This window comes from Microcoleus sp. B3-A4 (genome assembly GCF_036705385.1).
Classification (GTDB): Bacteria; Cyanobacteriota; Cyanobacteriia; order Cyanobacteriales; family Microcoleaceae; genus Microcoleus.
Genome location: NZ_JAUBUI010000120.1, coordinates 1 through 13,950, shown reverse-complemented (window position 1 = coordinate 13,950; position 13,950 = coordinate 1). Strand labels below are relative to the sequence as shown.

Below are 13,950 nucleotides of genomic sequence, written 5' to 3'. Positions count from 1 at the left end.
AGGAAGTCAGCCTACTGCTACCTTAACTATTATTAACGATGACATATCAATCCCCAGTATCTTAGCATTCAGCACCTTTAGCTACAGTGCCAACGAGGGCAACAGTGGCAGTCCCAATCAAGTGGTCGCCACAGTTCAACGCACTGGCAGCAGCGAGGAGGCAGTCAGCGTTCAAGTGGAACTAGATACTTCTTCCACAGCTACAGTTAGCGAAGACTACATTAACAATCTGCCAGTTACTATCAACTTTGCCAGCGGCGAATCCTCCAAAGATGTATCAATTCCTCTTGTGGGAGATACGATTGTCGAACCCGACGAACAGATTAAAGTGAAATTAGTTAATCCAGTAGGCAGGGTAACTTTAGGAAGTCAGCCTACTGCTACCTTCACTATTATTAACGATGACATTTTGCCAACGGTCAGCATCGCTCCTATAGATGAGGCAGCATCAGAAACAGGCAACAATCCAGCCACTTTTCGCATCAATCGCACTGGTGAGAGTCGCGGCAACTTAACAGTCAGCCTAGCAATAGACGGTACTAGCACCAATCCAACTAAACCTAGCGACTACACCCTCAGCGGTGGCGGCGCTTCTGTCAACAGTTCAAATGTCAGTGTCACCATCCCGGATGGACAAAATTTTGTAGATGTCAGCCTCACCGCTGTCGATGATATCCAAGCTGAGGCACAGGAGACACTGAAGCTGAAACTAGCAGATGGGAATTATCAAATTGATGCTAACCTAAACAATACTACTGTCGCGATCGCAGCCAATGATACGGTAGTTGTTAATAGCAATGACAGCCTGACCGACTACAGTCTGGCAGAAGGTTCGTTTCGACAAGCGCTGCTGAATGCTAACGCTATAGCTGGGAATGATACTATTACTTTCAATCTGCCAGCCGGGCCGCAGACAATCAATCTCACAGGAGTATTGCCTGACATTAGCGGGGATGTCACTATTACTAACAGCACTGGTTCTAGCAACCTGACAGTGCGGCGGGATACGGGCGGAAATTACCGGATTTTCAAGGTGAACAGTGGAGTCAGTGCGACTTTTGACGGATTCACGATCGCCAATGGTTTTACACTTGAGGACGGCGCGGGTATCTATAACGATGGTGGCACAGTAAATGTGACTAACGGCACTTTCTCCGACAACCTTGCCTTCCGCACTTTCTCCGACAACCTTGCCTTTGACTATGCAGGCAGAGGCGGTGGCATCTCAAACAATAGCGGCACAGTAAATGTGACGAACGGCACTTTCTCAGGCAACAGGGCTAGCAATGGCGGTGGCATCTCTAACAATGGCCCAGGCACAGTCAAAGTAGCAAACAGCACTTTCTCTGGCAACGGTGGAGTGCGTGTTACCACAGGGTTCCCGGCATCAGTAAATGGTGCTGCCATCTCTAACAAAGGCGGTACTGTGGAGGTGACAAACAGCACTCTTTCTGGCAACGATGCGGGCGGTGGTGAAGGTGGCGGCATTCATAACAGTGAGGGTGGCACAGTCAAAGTGACGAACAGCACTCTTTCTGGTAACACAGTGGGTGGTTTTTTTGATGTAGGTTTGTTTGGTGGTGGCATTTATAACGATAACGGCACAGTAGAGGTGACCAACAGCACTCTCTCTGGAAACGAAACAGCCAACGCAGGTAGCAGGGGTGCTGGCATCTATAACAAAGCTGGCACGGTAACGCTGACAAACAGCACTATCTCCGGCAACAAAGTAAACCCCTCCAACAAGGCGCCAGTATTTCCCTTGTTATCTTCCGCTGCAGGCGGTGGTATATGGAACGGCGGCACGGTGAATGTCAAAAATACGATCGTCGCTCAGAACACTGCAGCCACTGACCCTGACGTTTCCGGCAGCTTCGCTAGCGGTGGCTACAACTTAATTGGCGACGGTACTGGCAGCACTGGTTTTACTGCCGTTGGCGATCGAGTGGGCACTGCTGCTGCACCTATTGACCCCCTCCTAAACCCGCTGGCAGATAACGGCGGCCCGACTCAGACTCGGGCATTGCAACCGGGTAGTCCCGCTATTAATGGTGGCGACCCAGCTTTTGTTTTAACGTCTGGACCTTTTATCGGTCCTCCCTTCTACGACCAGCGGGGTATCTCTCCTTTTAATCGCGTTAGCGGGGGAATTATTGACATCGGCGCTTTCGAGAGTCTCCTCTGATCCGTTAACGCCTGTAGGATGCGTGGCAATGCCGAGAGTTGTCAACTTAAGAGTGACGGCATAACTCAGGCACAGAAAGCAACGCTGTGCGCTTTGGGGGCGATCGAGAATTAAGATTTAGTAGGGTGCGTGACTCTCAATCATCTCACTGGGAATTGAAGAACTCAAAGTCACGCACCTTACTCAATAGACCTCTTGCAAAAGTCCTTTTCATAAATTTATGGGACGGGCTCTCCGGCCCATCCCACAAGAAAAAATAACTCTTGTGGGATGGGCCGGAGAGCCCGTCCTAGTTATTTTTGCAAGAGGTCTAATTAGTCCTGGACGCAGAAACGGGTTTTTTTAGGAAGAGACTGCATGGTTAACCTTTAATAGGAGCAAAAAACCCAGTTTATAAAGGTATTTATGCGTCCAGGACTATGAATTAAATTAAATCCGGTACTTTAGGTTTGATTCGGCGTTCGTACCAGTTCATTAGCGGGGTGGAAGTAATGCCGTGCAAAACCACAGAAATTATGATTGTTGTAAAGGTAATCCAGGCAATTCTTTCGGCGGTTTCGTCTTTCAAACCGTGACCAAAAGCATAGGTAAGATAATAGATAGAACCTACACCACGAATGCCGAACCAACCGTAAAGCCAGCGGTTGGCGGGATGTAAAGGACTGCCGATCGTACTAATCCAAGCTCCCACAGGCCGGATTATAAAAATCAACAATCCAGCTACTAAGAGGGAGTATCCTGCATATGCAAACATAGGCTCTAGGCGCAAAAGTGAACCTAATAGTAAAATAGTTGCTACTTCCATTAACTTTTCAATGCGCTCGGTAAAGTGGAGTTGGGAAAGCGGCTTTTCTGGGTTTCGGTAACTCCCCTGCACCACAATTCCTGCTACAAAAACTGCGAGAAATCCGTAGCCGTTGACTACTTCTGTGAGGGAATATGTGAGCAGAATTGTACTGAGAGCAATGAAATCTTCCATTAATTGATCGGCCGGTCGATAGTGTTGGAGTTGGCGATCGATCCAGGTGACGGCTTTAGCTACTAAAATTCCCATAACGATACCTGCGGCGATCGCCCAAATCAAGTCAACTGCTACCCACTGCGAAAACCAGTTTGACCAGTTGCTATCTTTTAGCGAATAAATGCCGAAATAAACAAAGGGAAAAGCTAAAGCATCGTTCAAACCACCTTCCGATGTTAAACCAAATCGCAATTCATCGCGATCGTCTATATCAGCTAACTGAACTTCTGAGGCTAAAACTGGATCGGTGGGAGCGAGAATTGCTCCGAGTAAAATCGCCTGGCCCCAATCTAATTTCACAAACCAATGACCGATCGCAGCAACAGCAAAAATCGAAATTGGCATTAAAAAACCGATCAGCCGCGCTGTGGAATTCCAGGCCCAAAGTTGCAGCGGGCGATTCATTTTTAAGCCACAACTGAACAGAGAAACAATAACTACAAATTCTGTAAGTCTTTCTAAAAATTCAGCTTCGGGACGCAACTCAATCAGCTTGACGCCGTAGGGCCCCAATCCGATACCGACAACTAGATAAATTAAGGCATAAGACACCGGCAATCGCGAAATCCATCCGGAACCCAAGGTGACGCTCAGCAGGAGGATGCCAATAACTAGCAATTTGAGAATGTAACTATCCACCATAGCGATCGCACTTTAAATCAGGTTTACCAAGTGCGATTTTTACATATAAAAGCTTCTGCGGCATCCACCAGCCGCTAGATTGACCTATCCTCCGAAAGTTGCAGTTTTTATACCAAATTGTTTATGCTTCTAGCCTGCTGCTGCGGGCTTTGTCTTTGGAACCAGTAAACTCCGTGACTTACAATCGCTCGGAATTGTTTATTGCATTCATCTGACTAATAACTAATGACTAATGACTACGGACTACTGACTGAAGACTAATGACTAATTAGAAAGACCACTTTTGTCGGTAGCGATGATATGCAAATCTACGTGTTTGAGCGATCGCACTAACTGTTGAGTCAAAGAACCCCGCAGCAACAATCTCCAGCGGGATTGCTGGCTTTCGCCGATCACAATTTGAGTAATGCGATACTGTTTAGCTACCTCCGAAATCGCTTTGGCTATATTAGTGCCGTTTACCCGCAAAAATTGCCCCTTAAATTCTTGACAGAGTTTCTCACAAGTTTCAACGTGCAAGCTTTCTGCTTTTGTTAAAAATCGGTCTGGATCGTTGACAAACACAGCATAAAATGGGGCATTCATATAGCTAGCAATCCTCGCGCCCCGCCGCAGCAGTTGCAAGGAATTCGGATAAGTTGAGATGCACACTAAAACTCGTTCGTGAATGTTGCAAGATTGACCTTTTAAAGTTGCTGCATCATCTTCCACATTGTCTGCGACTTCTCGCAGGGCGAGTTCTCGTAAAGCAATTAAATGACGGCGCTGGAAAAAGTTTTCTAAAGATTGTTCAATTTTTTCGGGAGCATAAATTTTGCCTTCAAGCAACCTTTCTTCTAAAGTTTCCGGCGTGACATCGACAACGACTATTTCGTCAGCATCTTCGAGGACGCGATCCGGCACTCGTTCTCGCACTACAACTCCGGTAATTCGAGCTACTAAATCGTTGAGACTTTCTATGTGTTGAATGTTGAGAGTCGAGAAAACATCAATTCCAGCTTTGAGAATTTCTTCAACATCTTGATATCGTTTTTCTCGCAGAGAACCGGGAATGTTTGTATGAGCCAGTTCGTCTATTAATGCTAATTGAGGACGGCGTTCTATGACAGCATCGGTATCCATTTCGTTGAGCATTTTTTCGCCGCGCAGCATTTGTTTTTTGGGAACTATTTCTAGCCCCTCGCCTTTAGCTGCTGTCTCTTTTCGCCCGTGAGTTTCTAACAGTCCAATTACCACATCAATGCCTTCAGATTTGAGCCTGTGCCCTTCTTCCAGCATTCGGAAAGTTTTGCCGACACCGGGGGCCATGCCGATAAATATTTTGTGCTTTCCCCGGCGGGGGGTGCGATCGTAAGTGCGGTTTGGTTGGGCGTAAACCGCGTCTGGATTGTTGGTAATTTCGCTAGAGTGAATCATAGCTAAGTAGTGGGTAGTTAGTCAATCTCTTGTCATCAGTCAGTTTATGACCGATGACAGCAGACTGTTGTAAACTATTGTAAACCATCAAGAGCCAAATTTAGTTTGAGGACGTTAACTCCCGGTTCGCCGAAAATGCCGAGAAATCTGCCGTCTGTATTTTTGGATACCAACATTTCTACTTGATTTATATTGAGCGATCGCACCGTTGCTATCCGCTGAATTTGCGCCCTAGCTGCCTCTAGGCTAATGTGCGGATCGAGGCTAGAACCAGAGGTGTAGACTAAATCGGCAGTCGGTTTGATACCAGCTTTGCTGAGACGATCTAATTCAACTTGCACCCCCTGAAAACCCTCTTTTTCATTACCTCGCTTCAGCAAATCCGAGTTACTGGGGGCAATGTTGCTAGCTCCCGAAACACCTGTTCTTTGACTTAAATTTTCTACCTTTGTCGGATCGTAATTTTCGGTCGCAAAACTGCTGTAATTTGTCGTGCTGGGACGACCCCAAAAATATCTTTCTGAGGAGAAAGGTTGACCAATTAACGACGAACCCACGACAACTCCTTGCTTGGTAATTAAGCTGCCGTTTGCCTGGGAGTTGAAGGCAATTTGACCGATTGCTAGCAAGATTAAAGGGTAAATAATGGCTGTAATTCCCCACAAAACCAGGGTAAGGCGAATGGCTCTAATTATTTCTCTCATAAATTACCTGGCTCGGTTATTTGCTAATGGTTAATTATTGACTAAAATCTTTCCGGCTGAAAGATGACAACAAACAAGTAAATAGAAAGGGCGATAATTACCAAACCCAGGAGACTTAAACCCCAGACAGCTTTTCGGGTCAAATCTTCACCCGCAGCCGCGTAAACAGCGGGGGCAATTATCGCATTGAAACACATTACCAGAAATAGCTGCACCGGGATGGGGTGGCGCTGCGAAAGCATTTGCGCTAACTCAATAATTTCTTGGAAATCTCTGGGAAAAATATCATTCAGCCAATCATTCCGTTTCATGAATTCTCCTTATTCTGGGAAGAAATATCTGTCTTTCTATTGGATAATTTTTTGGGAAAAATCGAGGCAGAGCCGGGGAACGAAATTAATCAGTGTATCCGTGTCAAAATCCGTGTCGTGCTTTCCCGATCTATGCTAGCCCAACGGCGGTAATCAAAACATCAATAATTTTGATGGCTATAAACGGCGCGACTGCTCCGCCCAATCCGTAGATTAAAATGTTCCGCTGCAACAGTTGATTTGCAGTCAAGGGTCGAAATTTAACCCCGGTTAATGCTAGCGGAATCAAAGCGGGGATAATCAAAGCATTGTAAACTAATGCTGACAAAACAGCCGATTGACCGCTGGCTAAACCCATGACGTTTAATGCGCCAACCGGGGCAAATATTGCCGGAATAATTGCAAAATATTTGGCAATGTCGTTTGCTAGCGAAAATGTAGTCAGCGCGCCGCGAGTAATCAGCAATTGTTTGCCAATTGTAACTAAATCAATTAGTTTGGTGGGATCGGAATCTAAGTCCACCATGTTTGCGGCTTCTTTCGCGGCTTGGGTTCCAGAATTCATCGCGAGTCCTACGTTTGCTTGCGCTAGTGCGGGTGCGTCGTTGGTTCCGTCTCCTGTCATTGCTACTAATTTGCCCTCGGCTTGTTGCTTGCGAATTACATCGATTTTGTCCTCGGGAGTTGCTTCGGCAATGAAGTCGTCAACGCCTGCTTCATCGGCAATTACTGATGCTGTAATTCGGTTATCTCCGGTGAGCATTATTGTGCGGATGCCCATTTTTCGCAGTTGGTCAAACCGATCGCGAATTCCCGGTTTGATGACATCTTTTAAATAAATAATGCCGTAGGTGTCGCTGCCTTGACAAACGCCTAGAGGTGTGCCCCCAAGCCGCGAAACTCGCTCGTAAGCTTCATCGAGATCCGGGCCGAAATTGCCGCCGCGCGATCGCACAAAACCCTTCACCGCATCCACCGCACCCTTGCGAACCTCCGTCCCATCGGGCAAATCCGTACCAGACATCCGCGTTTTTGCGGAAAAATCAAGCCCCGTGGCGTTGGTGCGCTCGAAATCGACCTGTGCGCCCAAATTCTGAGCCAAACGGACGATCGACTTTCCCTCTGGAGTATCGTCAAACAGGCTAGCAGCAAGGGCTACACTCGCCACCTCCTCCAGCGAGTGACCGTTTACCGGAATGAACTCCTCGGCTAAACGGTTCCCCAGCGTGATCGTCCCCGTTTTGTCCAAAATCAGCGTATTTACGTCGCCGCAAGCCTCCACGGCGCGTCCAGAGGTCGCTATCACGTTAAACTGAGCGACGCGATCCATGCCCGCAATGCCGATCGCGCTCAGCAAACCGCCGATCGTCGTCGGGATCAGCGCCACCAGCAGCGAAATCAGCGTCACTACGCCCACGGGAGTTTTGACGTAATTTCCCACGGGCGGAATCGTCGATACCACAATCAAAAACACCAGAGTCAGCACCGCCAGCAGCACTGTCAGCGCGATCTCGTTCGGCGTTTTCGATCGTTCTGCGCCCTCCACCAGCGCGATCATCCTGTCCAAAAACCCCTTACCCGGGTCGGCCATCACCCGCAGCGTCAGTTCGTCAGAGAGGATGCGCGTCCCGCCAGTGACGGAACTGGCGATGTCCGAACCCGGTTCCTTGAGTACCGGCGCGGATTCGCCAGTGATCGCAGATTCATCCACCGACGCGACGCCTGCAATCACTTCGCCGTCGGAAGGAATGACATCGCCTGCGATCACTTTAATTTGGTCGCCGCGTCTCAGGGATGTCGAACTAACTTCTTGAATTGAACCGTCTGGTAAGAGTTTGCGGGCTGTTGTGTCGGCTTTGGTCGATCGCAGCGCATCTGCTTGCGCTTTGCCGCGCCCTTCGGCCACCGCTTCCGCAAAATTAGCAAATACCAAAGTGAAGAACAAAATAAACGTGACTAAACCGTTGAAAACTCTCTGATTTTCGCCAGCAACCGAGCCGAACAGCGTCGGGTCGATCGTTAAAAGTGCAGTCACAATTGTGCCGACCCACACCACAAACATCACCGGATTTTTTAGCATCACCCGCGGGTTTAGCTTGACAAAAGCTTCTTTAAAAGCTCTTTGGTAAAGGCCTTTAGTATTTGCTTTCGGCGTGTGCTTGCGAGACTCGCGAGAGCCTCTGGCAGGTTTTTTTGGGGAATCTGGAGTATGGGAAGAGGTCATGTCGATTTGGGATTTTTAATGAACCACAGAGAACACAGAGAAAGAGAAGAGTGAGGCTGAGAATTTTCGCTACAGAGGTGGAGGAGTTGGTGTTGGTAAAGGTGTTGTGGGTGCAGTTATCGATGCAGGTTCAAACTTGCCGCTGCTAATTTCATATCCTTCGGCAATTGGCCCTAAAGCCAAAACTGGGAAAAATGTCAGCGCGCCTAGAATTAAGATTACTCCTGCGGTTACGCTAGTGAACAAAACTGAATCGGTTCTGAGAGTGCCCGTTGTTTCGGGAACCAGTTGTTTGTTCGTCATGCTGTCAGCTAAAAGCAGGAGGGCAATAATTGGAACGTAGCGCCCCAACAGCAAGCTAAAACAGGTGCTTAAATTCCACCAAAGTCCTGTCGGTGCGGGTCGAGAGTCAGCCAATCCTTCAAAACCAGAACCGTTGTTAGACGCCGCCGAAGCGTATTCGTATATCACCTGAGAAATGCCGTGAAATCCCGGGTTGCTGATGCCGCTCAAACTGTCGGTAAAGGCGAGGGTAATTGCACCGGGGATTAAAACTGCGATCGGGTGAATTAACAAAACAACGCTGGCTAAAACAATTTCCCGTTTCTCAATTTTGCGTCCCAAAAATTCCGGCGTTCTCCCCACCATCAATCCGGTGAGAAACACGCTCAAAATCGAGTAAATAAACAAGTAAGCCGTTCCCGTTCCTTGTCCGCCCCAAACGATTTGCAGAAACAAATTAAACAGAGTAGCAAAACCACCGGGAGGCATTAAAGAATCGTGCATCCCGTTGACAGCGCCGCACATTGTCCCAGTCGTAGTCACAGCCCAAAGTGCAGTCTCGGCCCAGCCAAATCTAACTTCTTTACCTTCTAAATTTGGTTGTTGCGCGCCGAGTAAATTATTAATTTGAGGGTTGCCGCCGTACTCGCCAAACGCGGCAATGCCAATCAAGACAACGTAGATGGCAAACACCATCCAAAAAATCAGCCATCCCTGCTTTTTGTTGTTGGCAAATCTGCCGTAGGTGTGAATCATAGCTGCTGGTATAGAAACCATTGCTAGTGTTTCCAGCAGGTTGGTAAAAGGGTTAGGATTTTCTAAGGGGTGAGCCGAGTTCATCGCAAAAAATCCGCCGCCATTTTCTCCCAGTTGTTTGATACTTTCCAAGTGAGCTACTGGGCCGCGAGCAATTACTTGAGTGCCGCCTTCTAAGGTACGGGCAACGGCCGGCCCGGCGATGGTTTCTGGTACTCCTGAAATTACCAAAAGTAAAGCAATTATTAGAGAAAGGGGCAGCAGAATCCTGGTGATTGATTGAATTAAATCTATGTAAAAGTTTCCCAGTGGGCGGCCGGTCAGTCCCCGAATAAAGGCAATACCTACTGCTAAACCTGTAGCGGCTGAGGTAAACATTAAAAATCCCAGAGTTAACTGGGATAAGTAACTGAAGGTTGTGTCGCCCGAGTAATGCTGTTGGTCGGTATTTGTGAGGAATGAAATAGTTGTGTGCAGCGCAGTATCCCAGGTTGGGGTACTTAGGCTGGTGGGATTTAAAGGCATCACTCCCTGAAGCATCAAAATTAGAAAAACAAATATGCCCATTGCTACATTGCTGTAGAGTAACGCTCGCGCATATTGCCAACCTGTCATGGAATCTACAGACCGGATGTTGCTGGCTTTATAGATGAGTTCTTCTAGAGGTTTAATAGCGGAGTCGAGAATGGTTTGTTGTCCCATGTACACCCGCGCCATGTAGTTGCCGAAGACAGGCGCGATTGCTATTAAAAGCAGTAGGGTTAATGCGATTTGAAGTAATCCTTGTAGCATAAATGAGTTAATTTTTATCCTTGGATAAAAGGGTTTTGCCGATCGCCAAATCGGTTAGTTCGGAGGTTCCAAAAACCGGGCGAGCTTTTTTTGCAGGTCACTTTCAGTTTGGGGGCGATCGCGGACTTCAATGCTGCTGCTAAAATGCAATCTCCGCAGCCAGAGAGATTAACAGCACCAGCGGGTTTGCGCTGGCGAGAATTCCTCGTTTTTTTTTGCTAATTCCGTGCTTTGACAGCTTTCGAGCAATTGTATAGCATTTAAGAGCGCGCCACAATAACTCTTGTTAATTTGGATAAAACTGAACTCGCTTTGGTTAGACAAAGTTGATAGGTCACTTCTGTTAGCAAAAAAATACTCTCTACTTTTACTGATTACTATACTCACTGTTAGAAAATTGGATAATCAGCTTTCCGGTATAAATTGCTGTTTGCACATCAGGCTTATTCGCTCTATATTTGCCAGACTAGATGAATATTTAGCTCTGGTTAAATGTCTATACTCCGAGATATAGATGTTTGCTAAACGCGATGGTTTTGGGCGATAATAGGTGAAAAAAAACTCAAAAAATAGCTATGCTCAGGTAGAAGGTAGAAGGTAGAAGGTAGAAGGTAGAAAAAAAAAAGATTGTGAAAATAAAATATAAAAAGGATTGATTGAGGATGTTTAAAAGTTTATCGGCTATCCCAAAAAACCTGGCAATTCAAGAGAAGTATTTGCGGGGGAGGTGGTCGATCGCAATTTTATTTGCGATCGTGGTAGTGCTGGAATTTACTACGCCGTCGGAGTATCTGTTTGGGTATTTGTACACAGGGCCGATTTTACTGGCCAATTCGCGCTTGAGTCGGTTGGGTAAGTTGCAAATTACGCTGGTAGCGGCAGTTTTGACGCTGTTAAATTTGTTTGTTCCTCCCGGAGAAGCGATCGCCCTAGCCACTGTCGCAAATAGATCGATCGCAGTCATGGCTTTAGGGGTGACGGGATATTTGAGCGATCGCAACCACGAGTACCAAGAAGCGATCGCGATCGCTAAAGCTGAGTTGCAGTCGCAGCAGCAGCTAGCAAGCATCCGAGAAGATTTTGTCTCTACTTTGAGTCACGACTTAAAAACGCCGATGCTGGGGGCGATCGAAACAATTAAAGCTTTTCAGTCAGCCAAATTTGGGGATGTCACCGCCAGTCAGCAAAAAGTTCTCGAAACAATGGCGCGATCACATAAAATGACACTACAATTAGTAGAAACGCTGCTGGATGTTTACCGCAACGATACTGAAGGTTTAAAACTGCAACTTGCTCCGGTAAATTTAGTTGCTTTGGCAGAAGAAGTAATTGCAACTCTCATCGATTTATCGGCGGCGCGCCGGGTTTACATTAATATGAGTTACGGAGAGTCAGATTTCCGCCGCTCTTTGTGGGTAAAAGGCGATGCGGTGCAACTCCAGCGCGTTTTTGTTAATTTGCTAACAAACGGCATTAACCATTCTCCTCGCGGTGGCAAGGTAGAAATAATCATGGAATCTTATTCGAGTTATCAGGTGGTGAAAGTTATCGATAGCGGGTTGGGAATTACCGCCGATGAACTGCCCCACTTGTTTGAGCGTTTTTATCAAGGAAACGGCGATCGGCAAGCCAAAGGATCGGGATTGGGGTTATACTTATCTCGCCAAATCATTGACGCTCACGGCGGTATAATTTGGGCAGAAAATAAATTGCCACACGGCGCTTTGTTTGGATTCCGACTCCCTGCTATCCCAGAGAAATGAAACCAGTTTATCCCTTGCGAATTCTTTTAGTTGAAGACGACGAACTTTTTCGGCTGGGGCTGCAAACGCGGTTGCAGCAAGAAAGTTGCTTGCAAGTAATTGCTGAAGCGGAAGATGGCGAAACGGCAGTAGAATTGACTCAGGAACACTTGCCCGATGTGGTAGTTCTCGATGTCGGTTTGCCGGGAATTGGGGGTATTGAAGCGTGCCGCCAAATTAAACAGCGACATCCAACAATTGCCGTTTTAATTTTAACATCTCATTCGCAAAAATCATTAATTGAAAGATTGATTGCTGCAGGTGCTCAGGGTTATTGTCTAAAAGGAATTGCGGCGGAAACTTTGGTTTTGGCAATTCGATCGGTAGCGTTGGGCGCTTCTTGGTGGGATAAGGCAGCGACTGCGGAAATTCGGGCGGTTTTTGCTAATCCCGAACCTTTTAAAAATGGGTTGAAATCGGAACTTTTAGAGAATCCGCTGACGAAGCGAGAACAGGAAATATTAGCTTTAGTGGCGGGGGGAAAAAGCAATCAGGAAATTGCTCAAATATTGTACATTGCTCCCGGTACGGTGCGAGTTCACGTCCACGCGATTTTGCAAAAGTTAGAGGTGCGCGATCGCACTCAAGCTGCTGTACTCGCAATTCAGAAAGGATTGGTAGCAGAAGAATTGTTAGGTAGTAAATCTTAATTCGGGCGGTTTATCATTATTCAAAACCTCGCTCCCTACCTAAAAACTATGAGTTTTATCACTTGGGTAATTCCCGGAAAAAGATTACTTGAAACAAAAATAATGAAATATTATAATTTTTGTCTACCTAATTTTTCGTTCAATTATGCCATTATCAGATGTATTTTTTTCAGAATATGTAGAAGGTAAGCTGTTGCACATTTAAACTGTGATACAAGCATTACCCTGGTTTTTGATTTTTCGCCCCCATTTAATTAGGGTTTGCTGAATAATTGATCGCCAGCCAAGAACAGGTGCGATCGATACAGCACTTCCGGGTGTTATGAGGTACAATAAGAATAGATTAAAAAAATACACCAATGAAAGCATATTCAGTAGATTTGCGGACAAAAATAGTAGCAGCCCATCAAGATCAGAAGCTGTCGATCAGAAAAACAGCAGCGATATTTTCCGTCAGTAAAAGCTTAGTTCAGAAGCTGGTCAAGCAACAAAAAATAGAGGGAAATTTACAGCCGAAACCCAGGGGGAAACCGAGATACAGTCATTTGAATAATTCCACAGCTTCTTTGAGAGAAATAGTGGCAGCACATCCCGATGCAACCTTACTAGAATTGTGTGAGTTATTAGCCCAGAAGACGGGAAATTGGGTGGGTAGAACAGCTATGTGTAACGCCTTACAAAAGTTGGGATTAAATCGTAAAAAAAAACAGTGAGAAGTAGCCAAGCCGCCACTGAAAGAGTCATGAAATTAAGGTTAGAGTATTGGGAAAAAGTCAAGTATATCGACCCCAAAAATCTAGTATTTTTAGATGAGACTGGAGTATTACGCTTGTTTAACCAGAACTCATGCACGTTCCCAGCGAGGAACGAGAGCCTATGCAGTCAAACCTTTTTATCGAGGCAAGAAAGTCACAGTAATTGGTGCAATTAGTTTCCAGCGAGTAGTGGCATTAATGACCATAGACAACTCGATGGATAGCCAAGCATTTGAGTTGTTTATCGACAAATGCTTAGTGCCACAATTGTGGTCGGGAGCAGTAGTAGTGATGGATAACTTACCAGCGCATAAAGTAGATTCAATTAAGCCCATGATTGAAGCGGTGGGTGCTTCTATCTTGTGTTTGTCCCCATACTCTCCTGATTTTAATCCAATTGAATTATGGTG

Annotated in this window: 12 protein-coding genes; 6 read left to right on the top strand and 6 right to left on the bottom strand. The window is 46.4% G+C overall.

Annotated features, from left to right (window positions below; translation table 11 throughout):
• Positions 1 to 2,185, top strand: a 2,185-nt coding sequence (locus QUB33_RS27250; RefSeq protein WP_333357038.1) for a choice-of-anchor Q domain-containing protein, incomplete at its 5' end; no start/stop codon positions are given.
• 424 nt (positions 2,186 to 2,609) lie between these two features.
• Here the strand turns inward: QUB33_RS27250 and QUB33_RS27245 are convergent.
• From QUB33_RS27245 to kdpA, 6 genes are all read right to left on the bottom strand, one after another.
• Positions 2,610 to 3,848 (bottom strand): sodium:proton antiporter, encoded by a 1,239-nt coding sequence (locus QUB33_RS27245; protein WP_333357035.1) that lies wholly within the window; start codon positions 3,846 to 3,848, stop codon positions 2,610 to 2,612.
• A gap of 264 nt (positions 3,849 to 4,112) precedes the next feature.
• Positions 4,113 to 5,264: a universal stress protein gene (locus QUB33_RS27240; RefSeq protein WP_333357032.1), complete on the bottom strand. Its 1,152-nt coding sequence runs from the start codon at positions 5,262 to 5,264 to the stop codon at positions 4,113 to 4,115.
• Between the two features lie 74 nt (positions 5,265 to 5,338).
• On the bottom strand, positions 5,339 to 5,968 hold the full coding sequence (kdpC, locus tag QUB33_RS27235; protein ID WP_333357029.1) for a K(+)-transporting ATPase subunit C: 630 nt from the start codon (positions 5,966 to 5,968) through the stop codon (positions 5,339 to 5,341).
• Between the two features lie 41 nt (positions 5,969 to 6,009).
• Positions 6,010 to 6,279 (bottom strand): K(+)-transporting ATPase subunit F, encoded by a 270-nt coding sequence (gene kdpF / locus QUB33_RS27230; RefSeq protein ID WP_333357025.1) that lies wholly within the window; start codon positions 6,277 to 6,279, stop codon positions 6,010 to 6,012.
• A gap of 130 nt (positions 6,280 to 6,409) precedes the next feature.
• On the bottom strand, positions 6,410 to 8,503 hold the full coding sequence (gene kdpB / locus QUB33_RS27225) for a potassium-transporting ATPase subunit KdpB (RefSeq protein ID WP_333357020.1): 2,094 nt from the start codon (positions 8,501 to 8,503) through the stop codon (positions 6,410 to 6,412).
• A gap of 69 nt (positions 8,504 to 8,572) precedes the next feature.
• Positions 8,573 to 10,333, bottom strand: a complete 1,761-nt coding sequence (gene kdpA / locus QUB33_RS27220) for a potassium-transporting ATPase subunit KdpA (RefSeq protein WP_333357017.1) — start codon at positions 10,331 to 10,333, stop codon at positions 8,573 to 8,575.
• A gap of 90 nt (positions 10,334 to 10,423) precedes the next feature.
• Between kdpA and QUB33_RS27215 the strand changes: the two genes are divergently transcribed.
• From QUB33_RS27215 to QUB33_RS27195, 5 genes are all read left to right on the top strand, one after another.
• A complete protein-coding gene (locus tag QUB33_RS27215; protein WP_333357014.1) occupies positions 10,424 to 10,555 on the top strand; it encodes a hypothetical protein in 132 nt (43 codons plus the stop codon).
• A 440-nt stretch (positions 10,556 to 10,995) separates the two neighbouring features.
• The gene (locus tag QUB33_RS27210) at positions 10,996 to 12,096 is read left to right on the top strand and encodes a HAMP domain-containing sensor histidine kinase (protein WP_333357009.1); all 1,101 of its coding nucleotides are present in this window, start codon (positions 10,996 to 10,998) and stop codon (positions 12,094 to 12,096) included.
• Positions 12,093 to 12,785, top strand: coding sequence for a response regulator transcription factor (locus tag QUB33_RS27205; RefSeq protein ID WP_333357006.1), 693 nt, complete (start codon positions 12,093 to 12,095; stop codon positions 12,783 to 12,785). Before QUB33_RS27210 ends, QUB33_RS27205 begins: the two co-directional genes overlap by 4 nt.
• A gap of 359 nt (positions 12,786 to 13,144) precedes the next feature.
• Positions 13,145 to 13,498 (top strand): IS630 transposase-related protein, encoded by a 354-nt coding sequence (locus tag QUB33_RS27200; RefSeq protein ID WP_333357003.1) that lies wholly within the window; start codon positions 13,145 to 13,147, stop codon positions 13,496 to 13,498.
• A gap of 96 nt (positions 13,499 to 13,594) precedes the next feature.
• The coding region (locus QUB33_RS27195) for a transposase (RefSeq protein ID WP_333357000.1) at positions 13,595 to 13,950 on the top strand (356 nt) is incomplete at its 3' end.

Bases quoted from the DNA above. Each gene is read 5' to 3' on its own strand.
- QUB33_RS27245 (WP_333357035.1), bottom strand. From the start codon at position 3,848: ATGGTGGATAGTTACATTCTCAAATTGCTAGTTATTGGCATCCTCCTG.
- QUB33_RS27240 (WP_333357032.1), bottom strand. From the start codon at position 5,264: ATGATTCACTCTAGCGAAATTACCAACAATCCAGACGCGGTTTACGCC.
- kdpC (WP_333357029.1), bottom strand. From the start codon at position 5,968: ATGAGAGAAATAATTAGAGCCATTCGCCTTACCCTGGTTTTGTGGGGA.
- kdpF (WP_333357025.1), bottom strand. From the start codon at position 6,279: ATGAAACGGAATGATTGGCTGAATGATATTTTTCCCAGAGATTTCCAA.
- kdpB (WP_333357020.1), bottom strand. From the start codon at position 8,503: ATGACCTCTTCCCATACTCCAGATTCCCCAAAAAAACCTGCCAGAGGC.
- kdpA (WP_333357017.1), bottom strand. From the start codon at position 10,333: ATGCTACAAGGATTACTTCAAATCGCATTAACCCTACTGCTTTTAATA.
- QUB33_RS27210 (WP_333357009.1), top strand. From the start codon at position 10,996: ATGTTTAAAAGTTTATCGGCTATCCCAAAAAACCTGGCAATTCAAGAG.
- QUB33_RS27205 (WP_333357006.1), top strand. From the start codon at position 12,093: ATGAAACCAGTTTATCCCTTGCGAATTCTTTTAGTTGAAGACGACGAA.
- QUB33_RS27200 (WP_333357003.1), top strand. From the start codon at position 13,145: ATGAAAGCATATTCAGTAGATTTGCGGACAAAAATAGTAGCAGCCCAT.